Source organism: Geobacter anodireducens (assembly GCA_001628815.1).
Classification (GTDB): Bacteria; Desulfobacterota; Desulfuromonadia; order Geobacterales; family Geobacteraceae; genus Geobacter; species Geobacter anodireducens.
On sequence record CP014963.1, the window covers coordinates 577,383 to 601,235 of the forward strand.

Sequence of the window (23,853 nt, forward strand, 5' to 3'; positions counted from 1 at the left end):
ATTCAAGAGTTTTTATCTCAAGAATCGGTGCGCTTTGTCGATATGTATACAAAGAAGGTATCTTTGCGCCACGGAGGTGTGCCATGGTCGGGGAGATACAAGACGCAAGCGTCGGCCTCACCTTTCGGCTCGACAATGGAGAGCACAAGCTCAGCGCGAGTTTTGTGCCGACCGGTGAAAAGCCGCCCATCAATCTTTCCTGGATCAAACAGGCCCTCGCCTTGGCGGGGTTTGCCGATCTCTATCTCTACGAGCACGCCCTGGTGGAGTTGCTGAAGCGTTACAACGCCGCCACCCAGCCGTTCACCTTCGACCTGGGTGAGCGTCGCAATGGTTCTTTCACCATCACGTGCACCCCTGACAATCTGGAAGCACGTCTGACGATCATTCCCGCGTACGGCGGCAAGGCGGTCGCCGCGGAACAGGTCAGGCAGGCACTGAGGGAAAAGGGGGTCGTCTTCGGTGTTGACGAAGAGGCCATCAATCGCGCCGTTGCCGCCGGTGCGGCCTCGGATGTCCTGGTGGCGCAGGGAATACCGCCCCGGCCGGGCACCGATGGCGAACTGGTGAGCTTCGTCACCGAGATCCGCGACCGTCAGCCCCAGCTCCTCGATGATGATACGGTCGACTACCGGAACCTGGGGCAGATCCTCAGCGTACGTGCCGGCGATCCCCTCATGCGCCGGATCCCGCCCGTGGAAGGTGTTGCCGGCACGAGCGTCATGGGAAAGATCCTTTCTCCGCCGCCGGCGCGTGATGCGGTCTTTGCCCCGAACCTCCCGGGAACGGCCTTTGATGCGGAGGACCCCAACCTTCTCGTGGCCGCCGTGGACGGCCAGCCCGTTCTGGTTGCCAACGGCATTACTGTTGAGCCAGTGCTCCGGTTGAAGCTCGTCGACCTTTCCGTCGGTAACCTGGATTTCAACGGAACCATCGATATTGCCGGAGACGTGGTGGCGGGAATGACCGTCAAGGCCAGCGGCGACATTTTCATCGGTGGTGTGGTGGAGGCGTCAAGGATTGAAGCCGGCGGCAATGTCGAGGTCCGTGGCGGTGTCCTCGGCCAGGGGGAAACTCGCGCCTCGTCGGCGGCAGCCGGAAGGGACCCGGTGTGGATAAAGGCCGGGGGGTGCGTTACGGCCCAGTTTGTCGAGCACGTCATCGTCGAGGCGGGCGACGGTATCATGGTGCGGGAGTTCTGCATGCAGAGCGAACTGGTGGCGGGCAACCGGATTGTTGTGGGGCATGACGGAGGGAGCAAGGGACACGTCATTGGCGGCAGTTGCCAGGCCGTCAACCTGGTCCGTGCGGTTACCCTCGGTTCGCTGGCCGGCGTGCATACGGCCGTGAGCGTAGGAGTCGACCCCCACGTGCGGGAGCGTTTTTCAACGGTGCGCCTCAAGCTTCAGGAAAAAGAGCGGGAGATGGACGAGCTTGCCAAGAATCTCGATTACTATGCCTCGCTGCCGTCGGCTCAGCCGGAACAGCTCGCGCGTACCAGTGAGGCCAGGGACAAGCTTCAGGCGGTCATTTCGGAGCTCACGGGAGAAAAGAAACGTCTCCAGAAGCGCCTGGAACAGGTGGCCGGGGCCCAGGTCGTTGTGGAGCGAGAGGCCCTGGTGGGGGTCGTGATATCCATTGGCGCCAAGGTCTTCCTGGTGGACGAGGACCTGGGCGCAACGGTCTTCCGGATCGAGGACGGGGCCATTGTCGCTTCAACCTGAGGCAGGCGGGGGCTGCGCCTCACGCCGTCCTTCCTCCAATTGCCGTTGACACCGGCGACCGACTGTGAAATGGTTCCTGACCAGGGAGATTTGGACCAGCCATGAACATAATCGGACTTACCGGTGGAATCGCTTCGGGAAAAAGTACGGTATCGCGGATTCTGGAGCGGCTCGGCGCGGTGGTGATCGATGCGGATCAACTGGCCCGCGAGGCGGTCATGCCGGGGGTGCCCGCCCATCGGGCCATTGTGGACACCTTCGGCGGGGGGGTCCTGCTGCCTGACGGCACCATCGACCGGAAGGCTCTCGGCAGCATCATCTTTGCCGATTCCTCTGCCCGCAAGCGGCTGGAGGCGATAATGCACCCGGCCATCAGGCGCTTGCCGAGCAGCGTCTTGCCGAACTGCGCCGGTCCGGCGCGCCGGTTGCCGTGTACATGGCCGCGCTCTTGGTCGAAGCTGGCGCAACCGATCGGGTCGACGAGGTCTGGGTGGTGTATGTGGACCGGGAAACACAGGTTCGGCGTGTGATGGCGCGGGATGGTCTGAGTCGCTCGGAGGCCGAGCAGCGGCTGGCCGCCCAGATGTCCATGGAGGAGAAGGCCGCAAGGGGGCAGGTGGTCATCGACAACAACGGCACCCCCGAGGAGTTGGAGCGACGGGTCGAGGAGATCTGGGCGAAACGGTTCCCATGAAAAAAGCCCCCGGTTTGCGGGGGCTTTTTGTTACCGATGGAAGCCGAGCTTCATGGATATCTCGTCGGCAGCCTTTTTGACCAGAGGTATCAATTCCTTGTCCAGCCGCTCGTCGGTAAAGCGCATGGAGGGCCCCGAAAGGCTCACCGCACCGATGATCCGCCGGGTGTAATCGCGGATCGGAGCGCCAACGCAGCGCACACCGATGTCGAGTTCTTCATTGTCCACTGCATACCCCTGCTCAACCACCTCCCTGAGGTGCTTCCTGAGGATTTCCCGGTCAGTGATGGTGTTGGGGGTGAGGGCCTTCAGGTCGCGCTGGGGGAAGAAGCTGTCCAGTTCCTCGTCGTTCATCCAGGCGATCTGGACCTTGCCGGCCGCCGTGCAGTAGGCGGGGAGGCGGGAACCGACCCGGGGGACGACCCGCACCGTCAGGTCGGTTTCCACCACATCCAGATACACGATGCTCTGGTCCTTGAGGATGGCCACATAGGCGGTTTCGTTGCACTGGTTGACGAGCCATTCAAGTATTGGCCGCGACTGGCGCAGCAGACCCATCTGCCGGATGAAGGTCTGGCCCAGTTCAAGCGTCTTGAGGCCGAGCCTGTAATTCTCCGTAACCTTGTTCTGCTCGATATATCCCCGCGACTCCAGGGTTGCCAGGAGCCGGAATACATTGTTCTTGTGCAGTTTCAGACGTTTTGACAGTTCGGTCACGCCCAGCTCGTCCACATCGTCGTGGAACTGTTCCAGAAGATCAAGGGCGTGATCGACTGCCTGGATGATGTATTCGGATTTGTCCTTCTTCGCCATCTTAATCCCTCTTCTCATGAAAAGATGAACGTATCAACTTAAGTCGGAAACGTACGGAAGTCAAGACAATCAATCCGGGCATGACATCCGACTCTTCACACGAAAGCCTGAACTCACTGGAAAATAATCCCAGAAACGATAGAATATTGTTTTATAATTGTCAAGGCGGAATATTTTCCCTATAGTCGGATCACGGCATGGCCACAGGAACCATGCGGGTTCTTGCCGGCAACTCAACGCTGGACGATTGTTTTTCCACGGCGGTGACAGGTTGCTGAGCCGCTTCAGGTTGTTTTATTTTCAGGAGGAGGCAATGCTCCATCTGCGCAAGAAGATTCTCGTGGCCATCGACGGCTCTCCCCTGTCGGACAAGGCGGCCGAGGAGGCGGTCAGGATGGCGGCGGGCAATCCAAGCCAGTTTAAAAGCAAGATTTACGCCATGCTTGTTTTGCCCAACGCCCCCCGCAGCACGTTCACCGACTTCGTTCCTCCTCCTCCCATCACGGAAACGCCCGATTGGGAAGAGCTTCGGCAACGGGTGTTCTATGTGATAGAAAAGAATGCCCGGGAGGCGGACATCCCCCTTGAGATCCGGGTGGTGTATGGTGAACCGGCGGAAGAACTCGTCACATTCGCCGACAAGGAGCAGATCGATGTGATCGTGCTCGGCAGTTCGGGCAAGGGGTTCCTGAAGCGGCAGTTGCTGGGCAGCGTCTCCCACAAGGTGGTCAAGACCGCCTCCTGCTCGGTCTACATTGTCAAGGGGTAGCCATGGTCCGACCGGTTCGTGTCCCACGGCGTCCCTGGTCGTTCGACCTGCGCGATCGACAAAATATGTCCTTGCCCTGCGGATTTTCCCGGTGATTGCCTGGATCAGGCAGGTTCAAGCGGGGGAGGTTTCACGGCGGAGGTACTGGAGGATTTCCCTGAGGCTTCCAATGATGATCCGTTCGTCCCGTGGGAACTCCTCCGGCGAGAGTTCCAGGGTGAGCGTCTCGGCGTAGTCGGTGCTCCTCAGGTGGTTGAGGAAGCGGGTGAGCGGCAGGATGCCGCGGCCGGGGACCAGGTGTTCCCGGCCGTGGCCATAGTCGGAGAAGTGAATGTTCCTGATGCGGCCCGAGTTGTAGCAGTGGTAGAAGTCGTTGATGAAGTTGGCCTTGCCCGATCCCATGTGGGTGGTGTCGAAGGTCATGTAGAGATTGCGCTCCTGGATGAATTCGATCAGTTTCTCGGTGCTCGAGAGGATGTGCGGGTTCACCCGGAAGCGGGTTCCCACCCACGGCATGTTTTCCAGGGTCACGATGACAGTTTCTCGCCCCACCTCCTTCTGGAAATCCATCACCCGGTAGAGCCAGCGCCAGAAACCGATCTCGCATCCCATCCACGAGGGGGGATGGAAATTGACGAGCGGTATTCCCGCGCCCGCCGCCAACTCCACGCAGCGCTCCAGGGAGTCGACGGGGCCGCCCCACCCGTCAAGGGGCATGAAGGGAGCGTGGATGGAGTTGATGGGAAGGATTTCGGTCAGCTCTTCAATGAGCTTGCGGCAGTTGACCTTCTGAAAGTCCTGGTTGATGATGAGTTCGACACCGTCGAATCCCGCCTCCCGGGCGATCCGCATGACTTTCCCCAGGGGAAAGGTGAAGAGCGTGCCGGTGGAAAGAGAGATCCGCATCGTGCCTATCCCTGTCCGGCAATGGTGGTGTAGACCAGCCGCTGGAGGTTCCCCACCGCTTCGATGCCCGCCTTGAGCTCATCCTCTTCCTGCTCGGCCAGTCCCGCCGTATCCACGTAAGCGCCGGAAGCCTCGCCGCCCATGCCGCCGCGTTTCCGGCCGAAGGAATGGCAGGCGCGCAGCAGCCGCTCGGCCAGCTCCACATCCATGTGCCCCTCCCGGAGCAGTGCCCGGATGCGCTCGATGGTGCCCGTTTCCGGTATCTCCGCGTGGACCGCCAGGACCCTGACGTTGGCCACCAGGGGGGAAATGCCGTAGTAGCCCAGGTTGAACATCCCCCGCGACTCGCCGATCCGCTCCGTTCTGAACCTGCCGAAGAAGTCGAATCCCGAAGGCATCATGGATATGTGCCGGGCCGTTTCCCGGAACTGGTCCCCGTGAAAGGCGAGCATGGACCGGACCAGGTTGTTCATGCTGGCGGCCAGGGTGGAGTCGCCGGCAACGCAGCGCAGGTCGGCGAGCCCGATCAGCCACCCCAGGCCGCCGTCCCCTTCGGTGACCCGGCTGGTGATCCGTTTGCGCCAGTCGGCCATGCTCCCCCGCCAGGCTGCGCCGACCGGGGTGACGCCGCCGGGGCTGGTAAGGCCGAGGCGCTCCAGGATGCCGGCGGTCCGCCCGGCCAGTCCCACGAAGAACGAGGTTTCTTCGGGTGATTCGCCGTCATGGATGACGGCAAAGTCTGCATCTCCCGAGAGCCCTGCTTCGCCGCGCCCCAGGGCGCCCAGGGCGAGCCAGGCCCAGGCGACGGCCGGAGCGGCCGGACCGTGTTCTTCCATCCAGCGGAAGGCGAGCCGAAGCGCCCCTCGCGTCAGGTAGTCCGTCAGGGTGGTGCAGAGGATGTCGAAGGCGGGCACCGAGCCGCGTTGGTGAAAGTAATCGGCTGCCTTTTCCGTTAGTTGCCGCTGGAGTTCGGCGAGGCCGTTCACATCGGTGGCGGTTTCCGTCTCTGCCAGCAGGCGGGGAAAGGCTTGGTCAAAGGCCTCCTCAAAGGCGAGTTCCGCGCCGAGGGACTGGGTTATCCCCGTGAGCAGACGGCATTCGTCGCCGGGCGGGAGGCTCCTGAGTCTCCTGAAGAGGTCGCGGCGAATCCCTTCCAGAAAATCCGCGGTTCCCCGACGGTTAAGGATATCGTCATTCTTTACCGCGAGAAAGAGCGACATGGCATCTCCTTGTTCCGTATGTCAGTCCATGTGGCCGTGAACCTGCTCGGCCAGGAAGCGTCGTACCGCTTCAGGGGGGGGCGGCGTGAGCAGCGACACGACAATCATGACGCCTATCACCAGCGGTGCGCCGATCAGGGCCGATGAGGTGAGGGGGAAGACCTTCGCCACCGTCGGCACCAGGCCGCCGAACAGGGGGGTGGAAAAGGTGACGAGGACGCCGGTCAGCATCCCGGCGATGACGCCGTGGCGGTTGGCGCGGCTCCACCAGATTCCCAGGAGAAAGGCGGGGAAGATCGTGTTGCCGGCCAGGGCAAAGGCGACAGCCGTGATCTCGGCGATGAGCCGGGCGGGTTCAGGGCGATGACCGCGACGATCGCCGCAAGGGCCACCACCGCCCCCTTTGCCAGGACCATCTTGGACCCCTCGGAGGCACGGGGGTTGATGAGGCGGTAATAGATGTCGTGGGAAAGGGATGCCGCGCCGGTGATGAGGAGCCCCGCCACGGTGAAAAAGGCGGCGCTCATGGCACCTGCGGCCAGGATGCCGATCATCCAGGGGGGAAGCCCTCCCATGACCGCGGTCTTGATCACGATGATGTCGGCCATCTTGTCGGCGGCCACCGGCGGTGGAACCATGCCGGAGCGGGCCTCCAGCAGCCGGGCGAAGACGGCGTAGGCGGGAGCCGACCAGTAGATGAGCGCGATGAAGAACAGGCCCCAGACCAGGCTCCAGCGGGCGTCGCGAATATTGGGGACCACGTAGAAGCGCGACAGAACGTGGGGAAGGCCGGCGGTGCCCACCATGAGGGTGAAGCAGAGGGCCACCCACTGGAAGGGGCCGGCCGAGGCGAAGGGGGCCGCGAAGTTGACGCCGAACTCGTTCTTGAGGTCCTGGATGGCGACCCCGTAACCGAACTGGGGGAGCACCCAGAAGTAGCCGAGCTTATGGGCCAGGGCCATGAGGGGGAGGATGAACGAGACGATGAGCAGGGTGTACTGGAGCTGTTGGTTGCGGGCCACCCCCAGCATCCCCGAAAGGATCACGTACCCCACCGCCACGGTGGCGCCCAGAATGACTCCGGTCCGGTAGTCGGTGCCGAAGAGCCAGCCGAAGAGCATGCCGATCCCCTTGAACTGAGCCGTGCAGTAGATCACCGAAATGGTAATGGAAATGGCCGCCGATATGAGACGCGCGCCTGGCGACGCATACCGGTCGCCCACGAAGTCCGGGGCCGTGTACTTGCCGAAGCGGCGGATCTGGCCGGCCATGAGGACCAGCAGCAGCACGTAGCCGCCGGTCCAGCCGATGACGTACGCAAGCGCGTAGTAGCCCTGGAGGTAGAGGAGTCCGCCCATGCCCAGGAAGCTGGCCGCGCTCATCCAGTTGCTGGCAATGGCCGCGCCGCCGCCGATCCGGCCGATGTAGCGGCCGCCGAAGCCGTAGTCTCCCGCTTCCCGCGCCCGTGCCCGCAGCCCGGTGATGATGAAGGTGGCCAGGGCAGCCGTCACGATGAGGAGGGGTACGAGGTTCGCGTCAGTCATGGCTGCGGTCCCTCCTGCGGCTGTGCTGCTCGGTGTGCCGGTCAATATAGATGTTGAAGAGGACGCAGAGGATGATGAACCAGAGGGGAAGGAACTGGCCCGTGAACCAGAAGTGCCAGGGAAATGACAGAAAGGTGAGCCTCGTGAGAATCCCTTCGCCGTCGGGCGACTGGGCCAGGAGCGCCAGTAGGCCCTGGAAGCCGAAGTTGACCACGGCCCACCCCACCAGCACGGCAGCGATGATGGCCACCTCGCCGGTCATGTAGCCTTTTCTCGGACGGAAGAAATTTACGTCGCAAGGTTTTTGCGGATCGTTCATGGGCTGTGCCCTCCCGGGCGCGGGCTGTGGCCGGCCGCGCGCATCACAGTGCATTGTATCATTAAAAGGTCTCCTGTCAGGCGCCGTTTCCCGGGCGCTTCATGACCTCCCGCAGCACTGCCGTGGCATAGCTTCCCCGGGGCAGCGAGAACCGGAGCACCAGGTCTTCCTCCTCGCAGGATAGCTCGGGTCCCTCCAGGGGAACCCTCAGGGGGCGGCGTTCCCCCTCCATCCGCAGCCCGCCGGCCAGGTTGAAATTTGCCGGCGTGAGTCCCGCCGCATCGAGGATGCCCTTTTCCCGTTCCGCCGGTTCCCCTTCGGGAGAGGTCATGCGGCAGCCGAAGAGGGGGCCGGTGGGGGATATCTCGAATCGCTCGGCCCGGGGTGCCTCGGCCTTGGCATCGATCACCAGGAAGCAGGCGCCGTTATCGTGTTTCCAGGCCAGGTCCCCCTCCATCACGTGGTCGATGGCCTGGAGCCGGGCCTCCAGAACCCGGTCGAAGAGGGCCGACTGGCAGGCCGAGAGGTAGAGCTTCTTGAGCCGGGGGTGGACCCCGTGGAAGGCGCGCTCAAAGTCGTCCGGGCGTTTTGCCAGGCGCTGGAGCACGTCCCGCTCGGTCCGGCAGTGGCCGGGAAAGAGGCCGAGACTCCCTGCCAGGTCGCCCTGTCGGTAGGCTTCGATGGCGGCCCGCCACTGTTCGCCCTCCACCTTTGCCGGGTCGCCCATCAGGAGCTCCACGGCTCCGCGCCAGTCGCCGGCCAGCATGGCCCGGCCCACCAGGTGGTTGTTTCCCTGGATGCCGTAGCGCTGTTCGCCGAAGCGGTTGGGGACCCCGCGCCGGGTGAGAACGTCAAGGATGGTCCGGGCCCGGTCGGCCGCGTCGGGGACCGTTTCCCGGAGCCGGATCAGGAAGCGGTTGCCGGCCAGATGACCCAGGCGCAGCTTGTTCCTGTGCCGTTCCGCGGACAGGATCCGGATGCCCGGTATGTCGAGCCCCATCACCTCTGCCGGTGTCACCCGCGGCAGTGAAACCGTCTGCCGGGTTATCCCCCTGGCATCCTTCATGCCGGCATAGCCCGTGTCCCGCTCGGGGGCGCCCGTGGCGCGACAGAGACGTCTGAGGGCCTCCAGGGTGGTGATGCCCTGTTTTTCGATCAGTGCATAGGTATGCTCGCCTTCGCCGCAGGGGAGGTAGAGGGGGATCTCCTCCACCAGGAAATCCCCGGGCGTTTCCTTGAAGAGGCCGCCCGTGCCGGGAAGCTCTGCGGTCAGGTAGCGGCTGTCGTGCTCATCGTGCGCCACGCGTCACCCCTCCATCGTCGTGCGGTAGTGGACGAAGTAGATCTGTTTTCCCTCGGCCATGAACTTCTGCATGTACTTGGAGAGGTGATAGCCTTCCAGTTCGTGCCGAAAGATGTCAGGGGCCAGCATGTTCGCGTAGCCCGGCTGCCGGGGCATGAAGTCGGCCACGTCCTCGCCGTAGTCGTCGAAATCGGTGGTAAAATGGAAATCACCCCCCGGCACCAGGTAGTCCCGGATGAACCGGACGAACTGCGGATTCACGAGCCGGCGCTTGCGGTGCCGCTTTTTGGGCCACGGATCGGGGCAGTTGATGTAAACCGCCGCCAGCGATCCCTTGGGAATCCGCTCCACGATGAACTGGCGGGCCTCGGCCCGCACAACCCGCACGTTGGTGATACCGTGCCGCTCCAACCGGCTGCAGGTCTTGAGGCATCCCTTGTTGTAATAGTCGATGGCGATAAAGTTGGTTGTGGGGTGATCGAGGGCGGTCCGGGCGATGAAGTCGCCGATGCCGCAGCCGATCTCCAGGGCCAGGGGGTTGTCGTTGCCGAATACGGCCGACCAGTCCGCGGGGGAGCCAAGCTCTGACGGAACGAGGAAAAAGGGTGATTCGATGGGGATGATGCGCTGCATTGGTTGTCCTTGGTGCGGTAAAGTGGGCGTACCATAGCACAAAGCGTGTCCGCGAGGAAGACTGCGCTTCCGGCTTGAGAAACGCGCCGCGCTGTGTTATTGCTATACGGTTGAAATAACGAAAAAAAGGAACAATGAGATGAAATTTGCCGACTTGAGCCTGCCCGAGCAGGTTATGCAGGGGGTGGCGGACGCGGGCTTCAGCGACTGCACCCCCATTCAGGAAAAAACCCTGCCCCTCTCGCTGGGGGGAAAGGATGTGGCCGGCCAGGCCCAGACCGGCACCGGCAAGACCGCGGCCTTCCTGATCAGCCTCTTTACCAAGCTCCTCCGTTCCGGGCGGGGAGGAGAGCGCCGCCATCCCCGCGCCCTGATCCTCGCCCCCACCCGCGAGCTGGTGGTCCAGATCGAGAAGGACGCCCAGGTGCTCGGCGCCCACTGCGGGTTCACCATCCAGGCCATCTACGGCGGGGTGGACTACATGAAGCAGAAAAACGCCCTCAAGGAGGGGGCCGACGTGGTGGTCGGCACGCCGGGACGGCTCATCGACTACCTGAAGCAGAAGGTTTACTCGCTCAAGGAGATCGAGGTGCTGGTCATCGACGAGGCGGACCGGATGTTCGACATGGGCTTCATCGCCGACCTCCGTTTCATCCTCCGGCGCCTTCCCCCCTACGACAAGAGGCAGAACCTGATGTTCTCCGCCACCCTGAACCAGCGCGTGATGGAGCTTGCCTACGAGTTCATGAACGTCCCCGAGAAGGTGGCGGTCACCCCCGAACAGATGACGGCCGAGCGGGTGGAGCAGGTCCTCTACCACGTGGGACGGAAGGAGAAGTTTCCGCTGCTGCTGGGGCTCTTGCGCAGAGAAGGGATGGCGCGGACCATGATTTTCGTCAACACCAAGCGTGAAGCGGAGTTCCTGGATGAGCGGCTCAACGCCAACGATTTCCCCTGCCGGGTCATCTCCGGCGACGTGGAACAGCGCAAGCGACTGAAAATACTGGAAGATTTCAAGGACGGCACACTGCCGATCCTGATCGCCACCGATGTGGCCTCGCGGGGGCTCCACATCGACGGGGTCTCCCACGTCATCAACTACGATCTCCCCCAGGACGCGGAGGACTACGTCCACCGCATCGGCCGCACCGCCCGGGCCGGCGCCGAGGGGAAAGCGATTTCCATGGCCGACGAGGACGGTGCGTTCCATCTGGAGGCGATCCACGAGTACATCAAGGACAAGATCCCGGTGGAGTGGGCCGAAGACGAGCTCTTCGTGCATGATTTCAAGCGGGTGAAGCCGCGGCCCAAGGGCCAGGAGACCCGGGCCAAGGGTCCCACCCGTCACGGCAGGAAGCACCCGGAGGCCGAGAAGAAGGAGCCGGAAGGGGAGAAGAAGAAACGGCGCCGGCCCCGTCGCAAAAAGAATCCGGCTGACGGCGGGGGGGGCACGCCTCCGGCCGCGGAGTAGGCGGGGAGCACGACCGGACAGGTACGGGGGAACGGCATCGATGGATGCGTTCCCCTTTTTTTGTTGCCTCACGGAGCCCGGTGCGTCGCGGTCAGGGGAGGAGAGAAACCGGCCGCCAGCGGCGGACCGAGTTGATGAGATAGATTTCCCGGCAGTGCTCGAGCTCCTCCCGCGAGATGGACCGTTCGCGGATGGCCCCCTCGGCCAGAAGCTCCTCCCGGAAGGTGCCGGGCAGGATGCCGGCGGCAAGGGGAGGGGTGACCATCTCCCCGTCGATGCGGGCGGCCAGGTTGGCCGTGGTTCCCTCGGTCACTTCACCGTGCCTGTTCACGAAGATGACGTCTGCGCAGTGGGGCGCCGCTGCCAGCTCGTGCCGGTAGAGAGGGCGGTAGGTGGTCTTGTGGTAGAGGAACTGATCGGCCGGGTCAACTGCCGTGGCCGCAAAGCAGACAGGGGCCGGTTCCGGGCAGGATGCTTCGGCCAGCGGCGATTCCTGGATGGTGAACGCCCCCCGCCGGTTCACCAGGACGCGTACCCTTTGCCGGCCCTCCATGAGCGCTGCCCGACGGGTCAGGACCTGCTGAAGGCTGCCGAGCCGGAGCGGGATCCCGAAATGGGCGGCTGATCGATAGAGTCGCGCCAGGTGGCGTTCCAGCAGGAAAAATCCCGCTCCTTCCTCGTGGAGCAGTGTCTCCACCAACTGGAAATCGGGGATACGCATCTGTGCAAAGCGGCTTTTTGCCAGACATTCGTCGTATTCCGACGATGGGGTCGAGCCGATGGTCACACCGCTGCCGATGCCCAGTTGGCCTTGACCCGATGCCGTGTCGAGGACCGCGGTCCTGATGGCCACGCTGAACGTCGCCTCAAAGGGAGTAGGAGCCCCCTGGGCGGCCGGTGAGACATAGCCGATGGCGCCGGTGTAGATCCCCCGGGGCGAGTCCTCCAACTCCCGGATGATATTCATGCTCCGCCGCTTGGGCGCTCCGGTCACCGAGCCGCAGGGAAAGAGCGCCCCGAAGAGCTCGGCGAGGCCGACCCCGGCCCGTGGCCGGGCCGTGATGGTGGAGGTCATCTGGTGGAGCGTTTCGAGGCTCTCCACGTCAAAGAGCGACTCCACCCGCACCGAACCCGTTTCCGCCACCATCCCCATGTCGTTGCGCAGCAGGTCGACGATCATCAGGTTCTCGGCCCGCTCCTTCTCGCTGGCGGCAAGGCCCGCGCGCAACTCCTCGTCTTCGGCCCGCCAGCGTCCCCTGCGGGCGGTCCCCTTCATGGGGCGGCAGGTGAGGGTCCCCTGGCGCAGGTCGAAGAACAGTTCGGGCGAGGTGGAGAGGACCCGGAGCGGGCCCGTGTCGATAACGGCGCAGAACGGGGCCCGCTGGGCCCGGCAGAGATCGTGGAACCAGGCCAGGGGATCGCCCGAGAAGCGGAACTGCTGGCGGAAGGTGAAGTTGACCTGATAGCAGTCGCCGGCCGTTATGTACTGCCTGATCCGACCGACAGACTCCAGGTAGGGCTCCCGCTGGAGCGTGGCGCTCCACTGGGAGGTCTCGTAGCCGGGGGACACATCCTCCTCATGTTCGGGGAACCGGGGCGCAAAGCCGACGCGGCGGCGGAACAGGCCGAACCAGACCAGGGGGGTGTCCGGCGCCGGTTCGCGGGTCGTCAGGGATTCGTCCAGGCCGGGCGCCGCCTCATAACTGACGAACCCCGCTGCGTGGAGCCCGCCGGCCACCATCTCTTCCACCCGGCGCAGGGCCGGCACGACCTGGGCAGGGGTCAGGGCCGTCACCGCCTCCACGAACTCCTCGAACCGGTACGAGGCCGTGTGCCGCTCGGCATCGAAGGAGGCGAGCATGACCGTGGGCGTGCCGCTCATGACAGGTCTCCGGCGCAGCATTTTACCACCGGGCATGCCTCGCAAAGCGGGGTCACCGTGCCGTCGCACCCCTCGGAGATTCCCAGGTGGCAGAGGGAAAAGTCGTACTTCACCGGATCGTCGGGATCGAGGCGCCGCAGCGCTGCCGTGATCTCCCGGGCTGTGCGCCAGTCGGCCTGCCGCCGGGCGGTGAGCCCCAGGTTGCGGGCGATGCGGTGGATGTGGGTGTCCACCGGGATCACGAGCCGTGCCGGCGAGACCTTCTTCCAGAGTCCCAGGTCGATGCCGTCGTCGGGACGCACCATCCAGCGCAGGAACATGCACAGCCGCTTGCAGGCACTGCCCGAGGCCGGGGAGGGGAAGAAGAAACGGAAGGCCGAATCGGCCGGGATGGCGGCGGTGCCGAAGACGGGGGAATAGTCGAAGGCGAGGATCGCTGAGCTGAACTCCGTGAGGGAGGGGGTGATGTCTTCGGCCTCCGGGTCGTGGCACCCCAGGAAGAAGTCGCCGATGGTGTCGGCCTCCTCGATCATGGTCCGGGCAGCCAGGAAAAGGGCGCAGAGGTCACGGCCGTCGTTGAAGCGGTGCTTGAAGCCGGCAAAGAGCCGCATCCCGACCTCCGGCTCGAACTCCTCCACGAACCGCCGGGGTGACGGCCCCACTGCCCCGAAGACTGTTGCCAGGTTCCTGAGGATGATCTTCACGTTGCCGTAGGCAAGGCATGACGCCAGAAGTCCCGCGATCTCCCGGTCCGCCGGGGAGGCGTAGCGGTGGCAGAAGGAAAGGGGATCGTTCGCCAGGTGGCGGGGAGAGCGGGATGCGTAAAGGTTGTCGAGGACGGCTTTCAGTTCCACGGGGGCTCCAGGGCCGACGGGGATGGACACTCGGACGGCGTATGGTATACCACAGGGTGATCGTCTTCATGAAGAAAAAAAGGGACGATGGCCCCCTGCCGGGAGAGCTGCGCCGCGCTCCGTCCGATTTGCGTTCCCGGTATCACGTGGAGGAACTCCGGCTTTTGGTGTCCAGGATGAAGGTCACCGGACCGTCGTTTACCAGGTGCACCTTCATGTCCGCCTGGAAAATGCCGGTGGCGGTGGGGATGCCGGTTTCCCGGATAAAATCGACGAACCGGTCATAGAGCCGCTTTCCCTCATCCGGCGGGGCCGCCGTGTCGAAGGACGGGCGCCTTCCCTTGGCGCAGTTTCCCGCCAGGGTGAACTGGGACACGGCAAGGATCGATCCCTCCACCTCCCGCACCGACAGATTCATCTTGCCTGCGTCGTCCTCGAAGATGCGCAGCCCCGCCATCTTCTCCGCCAGCCAGGCCGCGTCCCGCTCCGTATCCCCCTTCTCCACCCCGAGAAGAACCAGAATCCCCCGGCCGATGGCTCCCACCGTTGCCCCGTCCACGTCCACCCGGGCCTCGCTCACCCGCTGGATCACCGCCTTCATGGGCCGAACACCCGTGCGAGGGCAGCCCGGTAGGCCGCCTCCGCCTCCGCGCCGAAGGGGGTGAAGATCACCCGCTCCAGCTCCGGGTAGCGCTCCAGGGCCGCCTTCGTCTCTTCCAGGGCGATGGAGCACGCCTCATCCAGGGGGTAGCCGTAGACCCCGCAACTGATGGCCGGGAAGGCGATGGACCTGAGACCGGCCCCGTGGGCCACCTCGAACGAGCGGCGGTAGCAGCTCCGAAGCAGCTCCGGCTCCCCCTTGGCGCCGCCGTGCCACACCGGCCCCACCGTGTGGATCACGTGCTTCGCCGGCAGTCGGTACCCCGCGGTTATTTTGGCATCCCCGGTGGCGCAGCCGTTCAGGGTCCGGCACTCCGCCAGCAGCTCCGGCCCCGCGACCCGATGGATGGCCCCGTCCACTCCGCCCCCGCCCAGGAGCGAATTGTTGGCCGCGTTCACAATGGCGTCCACCGCCAACTTCGTGATGTCGCCGGGAATGATGTCTATTTTTTCCTTCATGGCCGTCCCTCCGTACCGGTCAGAGTTCTTCGTGAGCCCCACAATATTACAACCGGTCCAGCGGACTTTCCACCCCTTTGCCGCCCCGGTTCAGCACATGGGGTGTAAATCATCGTCGTCTGCACGTCCTTGTGGCCCAGGAGCTCCTCGCCATGGAGCCGCTTGACCGCCGTCAGGTGTTCCCGCAGCGGCAACGCAACCGGCCGGGGGAGCATCGTGACCCGGTCCTTGGCCCACTTCTCCTCCCGGACGATGATGTTGCGCCGCTCGAAATCCACATTCTTGACCCGCAGGCGCCTTTTCCCGTCCCGGCGGGGTGGTGCTTGCTGTGAAAGAGGATGTAGCACTTCGCCCATTCGATATACGTCTGCTCAGTACGGAGACTGTAGTGCTTCAGGCGGATTCTGGAGCGGAGCAGATCCGGAAGAAGGGGTTTCCAGGTTCCACAGCGGGGCGTTTGCGCGTTGCGGGGGGTGATCAGTCGGCGGTGGTTTTGTCGAAGGCCTTTTCCTGTTCCGACGTGCCGATCAGGATGAGTCTGACTCCTTCTTCGAGGATGGTCTCCGGTGGCGGCGAAATGAGGATGTCGGTCTTGCCGATAGCCTCAATGGCCACGATGGAGCAGCCGGTGAGGGGGCGTAGCGGCTGTCGGCGATGCTCTTTCCGGCCATGCCGGGGGGGAGCGCTCGCCGGAAGACGGCCATCCCCTCGGAGAGAAAGGCCGATTCCTTGTGCTCCAGCAGGTTGCCCAGGATGTTGGCTCCCACGGACGCATTGGAGACGACGAAGTCGGCGCCGGCCGCGTAGAGCTGGTCAACGTTCTCTTCGCTGTTGGCGCGGGCCACGATGCGGGTGTGGGAGTGGAGGTGCCGGCAGGCCAGGGTGAGGAAGATGTTGGTGCTGTCGTCATTGGTGGTGACGATGATGCCGCTGGCGCGGTCGATGCCCGCCTGCCTGAGGGTCTGGCCAACGGTGGCGTCGCCGTAGACCACGGCGTGATCGTTGCAAACGGGGCTCTCCTGGCGGTCGATCAGAATGAAGGGAACCGGCTTGCGGTCGAGGAAGGCTGCGGCGGCACAGCCGATGCGACCGTGGCCGATGATGAAGATCAGTTCGTCTTCCGGCGCCTCGCCAATCAGGTATTCCAGGGTGGCCAACTGGCTCTTGGTGCCGGCCAGCACCAGGAGCGACTGTTCGGTCAGGACCGTATCCCGCTGCGGGGTGGTGAGGCTGCCCCGCTCCCAGACGCCGATGATTGAAAGCCCCGTCCGCTGGCGAATCCCCGATTCTCCGATGGTTTTGCCGGCGAAGGGGGTGCCGTGGACGGCCAGTTCGGCGATCTGCAGGTTGCCGAAGGAGTCGAGGATATGGGCCAGCGCACCGCAGGTGGTGGCCCGGATGCCCAGGTAGCGGCCGAGGATTCTGGTCAGGGGGATGACCTGGTTCGCACCGGCCAGCCGGAGCAGTTCCCCGTGCACCGGCTCATTGGCCACGGCAATGATGGGTGTCTGGCAGAGGGAGCGGACAGTGAGGCACAGGTTGGCATTGTCCGGGTCGCTCAGGTTGGCGATGATGCTCCGGGCCGCTGCCACCCGTAGGCCGGTCAGGACGTGGGCATCGGTGGGCGAGCCGAAGACCACCTTGAATCCCTCCTGTTCTTCCAGGTGCAGGGCCTGTTCGTAGTTGTCCGTTACCACGACGAAGAGGAGATTGCGGCTCTCCAGCTTGCGGATCAGGGTCCGGGTGATGGGGTCGATGCCGAAGATGAGGATGTGCCCCCTGGTGTCGTCCGGCAGCTCGATGGTGGGTCGGTAGCGGAGGCGCCGTTCGATCCAGGGGGCCAGAAACATGCTGACAAAGCCGAAGGGGAGGATGATCAGGAGAAAGATCACCCCCGAAATGGTGACGATTGAGGCGAACAGGTACCCGGCATCGCTCTGGAAGGTAATGTCGCCGAACCCCAGGGTGGTCATCACCGTGACAGTCCAGTAAATCCCTGCCATGAAGGAGTATTCGCGCCCTTCGAGGTGCCACATCAGGTAGCGGAAGATGGACGCGTAGGTCAGAAGCAAGGCAAAGAGGAAGGTGCAGTACAGGAGCAGGACCTTCAGGTTCTGCCTGGCGCGGCCCCTCAGGAAATAGGCCAGTTCGGAGGCGAGTACTTTCATGGAATACCTCTCCTCGCGTTCTCAGCGCCAATCCACGGCCAGCCGGTTGCGCCGGGGAGGGCGGCGATAGGAAACGGCCGGGTAGCCCAGCAGGAGGGTGTAGCCGGCGTGGTGCCCCTCGGGGAGGGCGAGGGCCCGCTGCAGGGGCTCCCATGCCTCGGCGGCCATCTGAAAGAAGCCGGCCCAGCAGGTGCCCACCCCGTGGGCGGGTGCCAGGATGTCCAGGTGGGTTGCGGCAATGACGGCATCCACCGCTACCGTGGGATGGCGCCGGTCGGTGTAGGCAATGGCCAGGTGCGGGGCGTTGCGGCAGATGGGGTCGTTCCCCTTGCGCCAGGAGCGGATCATGGCGGCAATGTTGAAGTGCCGGCTCAGGGGGGTGTCGCCCTCCTGTTGGGAGCGGAGCCAGTCCACCACCAGCCCGGTCAGCCGCCGCACCTCGGCGGTATCGTGGATGATCAGCCACCTGACCCGCTGGCCGTTGCTGCCGGTGGGGGCGTAGCGGACCACGTCCAGCAACCCCTCGATGGTTTCCCGGGGGACAGGCTCCGGCCGGAAATGGCGGATCGACCGCCGCATCCGCAGGTACGCATCGAGCTCTTCCGGGGCAAGGGGAGCCATCGGCGGCGGGTAGACGGCCGGGTCCAGGCGCGGATCGTCCACGACCAGTGCTGCCGTGGGGCAGACCGCCTCGCAGTGGCCACAGATGATGCAGCGCCCGGCTCCCTCTTCGGTGAAGCGGGGCGGCAGGTTTTCCTCGGGCAGCTCGACGATGCGGAGAGGGCAGACGGAGACGCAGGCGCCGCAGCGGGTACAGGCGGCGTCGGTTACGATCAGTTCGGGCATGGTTCGGTTCTTTCCTTTGTCGTGTGCCGGCGGGCCAATCCCCGGAGCGTGTTCAGGTTCATGACGTCGAACTCGTCGTCATCCCCTTTGGGCGTTTCGAGAATCTTGGGCACCGTCGTGAAGCGGCCATCGTTCATGAGGAGCCGGAACGGCTCCAGCCCCAGCATTCCCCGGCCGATATGCTCGTGCCGGTCCACCCGGGAGTTGAGTCCCTTCCGGGAATCGTTCAGGTGGAAGCACCGGAGACGGTCCAGGCCGACCAGCCGATCGAACTCGGCGAAGACGCGCCGGTACCCTTCGCCGGTGGTGAAGTCGTAGCCGGCGGCAAAGGCGTGGCAGGTGTCGAAACAGACTGCGAAGCGGTCGGGAAACGCGGTCCCGGCGATGATGGCAGCCAGGTGCTCGAAGGTGTGGCCCAGGCTGGTGCCCTGGCCCGCGGTGGTTTCCAGCAGGATCACGCCGGCGAACTCGGGAACCGCGGGGATCAGGCGGTCGAATGCCTCGCAGATGCGCCGGATGCCGGTCTCTTCCCCGTCGCCCAGGTGGGCGCCCGGGTGCATAACGATCATGCCGATGCCGAGGCGGGCGCAGCGCTCCATCTCCTCCCGGAAGGCCGCGAAGCTCTTGTCCCGGGTCTCGCCCGGCGGGGCCGCCAGGTTGATGAGGTAGATGTCATGGGCGACGATCTCGTGCAGGCCCGCGGCTTCCCACTGCTCGCGGAACAGGGCCGCCTCCCCGTCGGTGGGCATTTTCCCCCGCCACTGGTTGGAGTTCTGGGTGAAGACCTGGATCACGCCGCAGCCGACCCGGGTTCCCCGGGCCGGGGCCTTGTGGATCCCGCCGGCAATGGACATGTGCGCGCCGAGATAGTCTTTCATGGGCCTAGAGACCGAGCCTGTCCCGGATCAGCGCGATCCGCCCGGCGTACTCATCCGGTGCGAGCAGGGTTTCCCCATGGGGCTCGCTCCAGATGGGGCGGGGCCACAGGGGGTCCGTGGCGAAACGGGGCACCAGGTGCCAGTGCATGTGCGGCACCATGTTGCCGAGCAGCTCGTAGTTCATCTTGGCGGGCTGGAACAGGTCGAACAGGGCCGCGGCAACGGCCGTCACCTCTTCCATGACCCCCTGGCGGACCGGCGGGGAAAGATGGAACAGCTCAGTCACGTGCTCCCGGGTGAAGACAAAGGTGTAGCCGGGAAAGAACTGGTCGCGATTGAGCATGACGCGGGTATGTCCCAGCTCCGCAATGCGAAGCTCGGGCTCATCGAGCCACTTGGTGCACATGGGGCAGGATGGCGGCATGGGAGATCCTCCATGGCGTTTGCCTCAGCCTGATAGACGAAAGGCCGGCGGCGGCCCGGCATGGACCGGACCGCCGCCGGCCCCTGGGTGGTGCCGGCAGCGCCTGCTACAGCGCGCCGAGGTCGATTTCGCCGCTGAACACCTCGGTGGCCGGGCCGGTCATGTAGAGGAAGCCGTCCTCGGCCCACTCCAGCTCCAGGTCGCCGCCGGAGAGGTGGTTGAGGATCTTTTTGTCGGTGAGGCCGTTGAGGGCTCCGGCCACGCAGACGGCGCTGGCGCCGGTGCCGCAGGCCAGGGTCTCGCCGGCGCCCCGCTCCCAGGTCCGCTGCCGCACTTCGGTGCGGGAGATGATCTGGACGAATTCGACATTCGTGCGGCGGGGGAACATCTCGTGGTTCTCGATGAGGGGGCCGTACTTTTCCACCTGGAAGCTCTCCACGCCATCCACGAAGATGACGCAGTGGGGGTTCCCCATGGAAACGCAGGTGATGTTGAAGGTGGTGTGAAGGATGTTCAGGGGCTGGTTGACCACCTGGCCGTCGGCCGGGTCGCCCATCATGGGGATTTCCGCACGGGTGAGGCGCGGCGTGCCCATGTTGACGCGGACCCGGTCAACCCTGCCGTCGGCCCCGGTGAAGAGCTGGAGCGTCAGGATGCCCGCGCCGGTCTCGGCGGTGATCTCCTTCTTGGTCACGATGCCGTGGTCGTAGGCGTACTTGGCCACGCAGCGGATGCCGTTGCCGCACATCTCGGACTCTGACCCGTCGGAGTTGAACATGCGCATCCGGACGTCGGCCTTGTCGGAGGGCATGATCAGGATGAGCCCGTCGGAGCCGATGCCGAAGTTGCGGTTGGAAACCTTGATGGCCGTCTGCCCGGGGTCCCCCACGGACTCCTCGAAGCAGTTGACGTAGACGTAGTCGTTGCCGGCCCCATGCATTTTGGTGAATTTCATGATAACTCATCCCTCTCGTTGGTATAAGTGGCAATGTCGCGAAAATTCCTTTAGAAATAGCAGAAACGACGTTCGCCAACAAGAAAAAATCCCGCGTCCCTTGACCCCTTGCGAGGGGATTCGCTATGATTGCCGAAACGATTGCGGAGGATATTCAATGGAACTGAAGAATAAGATCTGGATGACGGGCAACCTGGACTGGTTCGCCTATATCGGCGACGAAGAGGTGTGGCTCGGTCGCCGGGACGTACCGATCCCCCTGGAAGAAGGGGATCGCTGGACGAATTCGCTCGGGTTTGTGTTCGAGGTCAGGAACGCGGAGATCGTTGTGGTGGAGAAGGTGGAGCCGCCGAATATCACGTGGTAAATTCTTTCGATCTGTCAGCTTGTTGCGCTGTTTTCCTTTCGTGGTACGATTGACGCTATGCGGCATTCCCCACCCGGAGGTGGCCAGCGATGGCGGTACGTACCCTTCTCGTTTGCCTGACGGCGCTCTGGACGATGTTGTCCCGGGCGCCGTTCCTTTACGCCGAAACCGTTTCCCATTTTGGCCAGGTCGTCGATGCGGCAGGTGCCACCGAAGACTGCCTTTCCTGCCACGACGGCCAGATCGCCACGGATGTCGGCTACTGCCTCGGTGCATGCGCCCTGTCGTCGGCCCACCCCGTCAATCGTCCCTATCCCCCCAGGGGAAAGGAGCAATCGTTCCGGTCGGCGGAGGAACTGAAAGGGGCGGGCATTCGCTTCATCAACGGCACGATGGTCTGCATCTCCTGCCATGACCTCCACAACCCCGGCCGGCACCAGTTGGTGATCGAAATGAACGAGAGCCGCCTCTGCCTGGCCTGCCACCTCAAGTAATTCTCCCCTGCCCCGTAGTCACTCCACGTGTCGATTTAACTGCAATTATTTACGGGAATGTTGTGGCTTATTGATTTGCGTTCTTGACAGGGTAGGTAGCAGAACGTATAGTTGGCATCACGTAGACACTAAGGCGAAGGGGGAATTATGAAGCTCTCGACGAAAAGCCGCTACGGGCTTCGGGCAATTTTCGACATCGCGTACAATTCGGGGTCCCTGCCGGCGCAGGTGCAGGACATATCCCGGCGCCAGGGTATTTCGCCCCGTTATCTGGAGCAGATCTTCCAGGGGCTCAAGCGGGCCGGCATCCTCAAGAGCAAGCGGGGCCCCCAGGGGGGATACTGTCTGGCCAAGAAGCCGGAAGAGATCACGGTCGCCGATGTGCTTCTCGCCACCGAGCGCGATATCAATCTGGTCGAGTGCACCAGCAAGAGAAAAAAGAAGACGGAGTGTAACTTTGACGGGACCTGCGTGACCCAGGAGCTCTGGTGCGAAGCGGGTGCGAAGCTCCTTGATTTCTTCTCGGGCTTCACGGTCAAGGATCTGTGTGACCGGGGACAGCAGATGGGGGTCAAGCGGGAGCAGGATCACCGGTTCATGTACTTTATCTGACGTGCGGGAAGGAGACATTCATGCCGCTATTAACCAGCGACAAGGTAATCGAGCAGATCGGCAATACCCCTCTCCTGAGGCTGGCAGCGCTTGAGCGGAAGGGTTCGGCAGCCGTATTCGGCAAGGCGGAATTCTTCAACCCCGGCGGCAGCATCAAGGACCGTATCTGCCTCGCCATGATCGAGGCCGCCGAGCGCGACGGCACCCTCAAGCCGGGCGCCACGGTGGTGGAGCCCACCAGCGGCAATACGGGCATCGGCCTGTCCATGATCTGCGCGGTCAAGGGATACAAGCTCATCCTGACCATGCCCGACACCATGACCGTGGAGCGGCGGCGGCTGTTGGCGGCGTACGGCGCCGAGCTGATCCTCACCCCCGGCGCCCAGGGGATGCGCGGGGCCGTCATGAAGGCGGAGGAGCTGGCGGCCCAACCGGGGCACGTGATGATGCACCAGTTCAAGAACCCGGCAAACCCGGAAATCCATCGCCGGACCACGGGGCCGGAGATCGTGGACGGCCTGCCCGGCACGACCATCGACGCCTCGTGGCGGGGGTGGGCACCGGCGGCACCATCACCGGCGTTGGCGAAGTGCTCAGGAAGCATAACTCCTCGGTGCGGGTGGTGGCGGTGGAGCCGGCGGATTCGCCGGTTCTTTCGGGAGGCCAGCCCGGTCCCCACAAGATCCAGGGAATCGGTGCCGGTTTCGTTCCCGATGTGCTCAACACCAAGGTGTATGACGAGATCATCACCGTTTCCAACGACGATGCCTATGCCACCGTGCGCAACCTGGCCCGCGAGGAGGGGATCCTCGTCGGCATCTCCTCCGGCGCCAACGTCTTCGCCGCCCTCCAGGTGGCGGCCAAGCTCGGGCCGGGCAAAAACGTGGTGACGATCCTGTGCGACACCGGTGAGCGGTACCTTTCCACCGGGGTGTTCGACTGATCGCCGCTCCCCGCCCGATTCAACCCAACGCCCCTCCCGGGGCGTTTTTTTTGAGGTGTCCGATGGAACGAACGCATCTGAACTATGAACGACTCAAGGCCATCCTCCGGGAGATGGGGTCGGTGCTCGTCGCCTTTTCCGGAGGGGTCGACTCCACGTTCCTGCTCCGGGTGGCCCATGACCTTCTGGGCGACAAGGCCGTTGCGTTCACCGCCACGTCACCCACCTATCCGGAGTCGGAGTTCCGGGAGGCTGTCGAACTCGCCCGGTCAATGGGTGCCAGGCAGGTGGTGGTGGAGTCCAATGAGCTCGAAATCCCCGGGTTCGCCTTCAACCCCCGCAATCGCTGCTATCACTGCAAGAAGGAGCTCTTCGGCCTCTGCGGCCGCACGGCAGCGGAGCTGGGACTCGCCTGGGTGGCTGACGGCAGCAATTGCGACGACCTGGACGATTATCGCCCCGGCCGTGCCGCGGCCGGCGAACTGGGGGTCCGCAGTCCCCTGGTGGAGGCGGGGCTCACCAAGGCGGACATCCGGGCCCTGTCGCGCGAACTGGGCCTTCCCACCTGGGACAAGCAGGCCTTTGCCTGCCTGTCGAGCCGCTTCCCCTACGGAACGGAGATCACGCCCGAGCGGCTCCGGATGGTGGGTGCCTGCGAGGAGTTCCTCAGGGGGAACGGCTTTCGCGTCTACCGGGTGAGGTTCCATGGCGACACCGCCCGGATCGAGACGGCACCGGAGGAAATCCCGCGGCTGTTCGATCCTTCCCTGCGTCCCCGCATTGTGGCGTTCTTCAGGGATGCCGGCTTTGCCCATGTGGCCGTGGACCTGGAGGGATACCGCACCGGCTCCATGAACGCCGACGCCGGGTGAGGCTCGTTTTCCGCCTCAAGTCGCGGACCGATCTGCCGATAAG

Annotated in this window: 22 protein-coding genes and 4 pseudogenes; 10 read left to right on the forward strand and 16 right to left on the reverse strand. The window is 64.1% G+C overall.

Annotation, left to right across the window (positions count from 1 at the left end; all coding sequences use genetic code 11):
* Positions 1-83: 83 nt before the first annotated feature.
* Positions 84-1,724, forward strand: a complete 1,641-nt coding sequence (locus A2G06_02740) for a hypothetical protein (protein ID ANA39478.1) — start codon at positions 84-86, stop codon at positions 1,722-1,724.
* Between the two features lie 101 nt (positions 1,725-1,825).
* A pseudogene (locus A2G06_02745) lies at positions 1,826-2,418 on the forward strand (dephospho-CoA kinase).
* A 30-nt stretch (positions 2,419-2,448) separates the two neighbouring features.
* Here the strand turns inward: A2G06_02745 and A2G06_02750 are convergent.
* Entirely contained in the window at positions 2,449-3,231 is a 783-nt protein-coding gene (locus A2G06_02750) for an IclR family transcriptional regulator (protein ANA39479.1), read from the reverse strand.
* Between the two features lie 313 nt (positions 3,232-3,544).
* On the opposite strand from A2G06_02750, the gene A2G06_02755 reads away from it, so the two are divergent.
* Positions 3,545-4,000 (forward strand): universal stress protein, encoded by a 456-nt coding sequence (locus tag A2G06_02755; protein ANA39480.1) that lies wholly within the window; start codon positions 3,545-3,547, stop codon positions 3,998-4,000.
* Between the two features lie 114 nt (positions 4,001-4,114).
* Here the strand turns inward: A2G06_02755 and A2G06_02760 are convergent, their stop codons facing one another.
* From A2G06_02760 to A2G06_02785, 6 genes and pseudogenes are all read right to left on the reverse strand, one after another.
* A complete protein-coding gene (locus A2G06_02760; protein ANA39481.1) occupies positions 4,115-4,906 on the reverse strand; it encodes a TIM alpha/beta-barrel protein in 792 nt (263 codons plus the stop codon).
* Positions 4,907-4,911: 5 nt separating this feature from the next.
* Positions 4,912-6,126 (reverse strand): nucleotidyltransferase, encoded by a 1,215-nt coding sequence (locus A2G06_02765; GenBank protein ID ANA39482.1) that lies wholly within the window; start codon positions 6,124-6,126, stop codon positions 4,912-4,914.
* 21 nt (positions 6,127-6,147) lie between these two features.
* Positions 6,148-7,670: pseudogene (locus A2G06_02770) on the reverse strand (cation acetate symporter).
* A complete protein-coding gene (locus A2G06_02775) occupies positions 7,663-7,989 on the reverse strand; it encodes a sodium:solute symporter (GenBank protein ID ANA39483.1) in 327 nt (108 codons plus the stop codon). The pseudogene A2G06_02770 and the gene A2G06_02775 overlap by 8 nt, the downstream one beginning before the upstream one ends.
* Positions 7,990-8,065: 76 nt before the next feature.
* Positions 8,066-9,292, reverse strand: coding sequence for a pseudouridine synthase (locus A2G06_02780; GenBank protein ANA39484.1), 1,227 nt, complete (start codon positions 9,290-9,292; stop codon positions 8,066-8,068).
* A 3-nt stretch (positions 9,293-9,295) separates the two neighbouring features.
* Positions 9,296-9,925, reverse strand: a complete 630-nt coding sequence (locus A2G06_02785) for a tRNA (guanine-N7)-methyltransferase (protein ID ANA39485.1) — start codon at positions 9,923-9,925, stop codon at positions 9,296-9,298.
* A 139-nt stretch (positions 9,926-10,064) separates the two neighbouring features.
* Between A2G06_02785 and A2G06_02790 the strand changes: the two genes are divergently transcribed.
* Positions 10,065-11,396 carry an RNA helicase gene (locus A2G06_02790; GenBank protein ID ANA39486.1) on the forward strand — a complete coding sequence of 444 codons (1,332 nt, stop codon included), beginning with the start codon at positions 10,065-10,067 and terminating at the stop codon, positions 11,394-11,396.
* 91 nt (positions 11,397-11,487) lie between these two features.
* Here the strand turns inward: A2G06_02790 and A2G06_02795 are convergent, their stop codons facing one another.
* The 4 genes from A2G06_02795 to A2G06_02810 all read right to left on the reverse strand — a co-directional run bounded on the left by A2G06_02795 (position 11,488) and on the right by A2G06_02810 (position 15,251).
* A complete protein-coding gene (locus A2G06_02795; protein ID ANA39487.1) occupies positions 11,488-13,278 on the reverse strand; it encodes an aminobenzoate synthetase in 1,791 nt (596 codons plus the stop codon).
* Positions 13,275-14,132 (reverse strand): TIGR02757 family protein, encoded by an 858-nt coding sequence (locus A2G06_02800; GenBank protein ANA39488.1) that lies wholly within the window; start codon positions 14,130-14,132, stop codon positions 13,275-13,277. Before A2G06_02800 ends, A2G06_02795 begins: the two co-directional genes overlap by 4 nt.
* A gap of 142 nt (positions 14,133-14,274) precedes the next feature.
* Positions 14,275-14,733 (reverse strand): D-tyrosyl-tRNA(Tyr) deacylase, encoded by a 459-nt coding sequence (locus A2G06_02805; protein ANA39489.1) that lies wholly within the window; start codon positions 14,731-14,733, stop codon positions 14,275-14,277.
* Positions 14,730-15,251 carry an RNase III inhibitor gene (locus tag A2G06_02810; protein ANA39490.1) on the reverse strand — a complete coding sequence of 174 codons (522 nt, stop codon included), beginning with the start codon at positions 15,249-15,251 and terminating at the stop codon, positions 14,730-14,732. The genes A2G06_02805 and A2G06_02810 overlap by 4 nt, the downstream gene beginning before the upstream one ends.
* Before the next feature lie 152 nt (positions 15,252-15,403).
* On the opposite strand from A2G06_02810, the gene A2G06_02815 reads away from it, so the two are divergent.
* Positions 15,404-15,583, forward strand: coding sequence for a hypothetical protein (locus tag A2G06_02815; protein ANA39491.1), 180 nt, complete (start codon positions 15,404-15,406; stop codon positions 15,581-15,583).
* A gap of 145 nt (positions 15,584-15,728) precedes the next feature.
* On the opposite strand, the pseudogene A2G06_02820 reads toward A2G06_02815, so the two are convergent.
* From A2G06_02820 to A2G06_02840, 5 genes and pseudogenes are all read right to left on the reverse strand, one after another.
* Positions 15,729-17,419, reverse strand: a pseudogene (locus A2G06_02820) (potassium transporter TrkA).
* A gap of 21 nt (positions 17,420-17,440) precedes the next feature.
* Positions 17,441-18,265 carry a nitroreductase gene (locus tag A2G06_02825; protein ANA39492.1) on the reverse strand — a complete coding sequence of 275 codons (825 nt, stop codon included), beginning with the start codon at positions 18,263-18,265 and terminating at the stop codon, positions 17,441-17,443.
* A complete protein-coding gene (locus A2G06_02830) occupies positions 18,253-19,143 on the reverse strand; it encodes a deoxyribonuclease IV (GenBank protein ID ANA39493.1) in 891 nt (296 codons plus the stop codon). Before A2G06_02830 ends, A2G06_02825 begins: the two co-directional genes overlap by 13 nt.
* 4 nt (positions 19,144-19,147) lie before the next feature.
* Positions 19,148-19,567, reverse strand: a complete 420-nt coding sequence (locus A2G06_02835) for an HIT family hydrolase (protein ANA39494.1) — start codon at positions 19,565-19,567, stop codon at positions 19,148-19,150.
* A 106-nt stretch (positions 19,568-19,673) separates the two neighbouring features.
* Positions 19,674-20,522: a diaminopimelate epimerase gene (locus A2G06_02840; protein ID ANA39495.1), complete on the reverse strand. Its 849-nt coding sequence runs from the start codon at positions 20,520-20,522 to the stop codon at positions 19,674-19,676.
* A gap of 157 nt (positions 20,523-20,679) precedes the next feature.
* Between A2G06_02840 and A2G06_02845 the strand changes: the two genes are divergently transcribed.
* The 5 genes and pseudogenes from A2G06_02845 to A2G06_02865 all read left to right on the forward strand — a co-directional run bounded on the left by A2G06_02845 (position 20,680) and on the right by A2G06_02865 (position 23,810).
* Positions 20,680-20,889, forward strand: a complete 210-nt coding sequence (locus A2G06_02845) for a hypothetical protein (GenBank protein ANA39496.1) — start codon at positions 20,680-20,682, stop codon at positions 20,887-20,889.
* Between the two features lie 89 nt (positions 20,890-20,978).
* Positions 20,979-21,383, forward strand: a complete 405-nt coding sequence (locus A2G06_02850) for a cytochrome C (protein ID ANA39497.1) — start codon at positions 20,979-20,981, stop codon at positions 21,381-21,383.
* A gap of 147 nt (positions 21,384-21,530) precedes the next feature.
* On the forward strand, positions 21,531-21,995 hold the full coding sequence (locus A2G06_02855) for an Rrf2 family transcriptional regulator (protein ANA39498.1): 465 nt from the start codon (positions 21,531-21,533) through the stop codon (positions 21,993-21,995).
* A gap of 20 nt (positions 21,996-22,015) precedes the next feature.
* A pseudogene (locus tag A2G06_02860) lies at positions 22,016-22,938 on the forward strand (cysteine synthase A).
* 62 nt (positions 22,939-23,000) lie between these two features.
* Complete coding sequence (locus tag A2G06_02865) at positions 23,001-23,810, forward strand: adenine nucleotide alpha hydrolase (GenBank protein ID ANA39499.1); 810 nt, start codon at positions 23,001-23,003, stop codon at positions 23,808-23,810.
* The last annotated feature ends 43 nt before the right edge of the window (positions 23,811-23,853 follow it).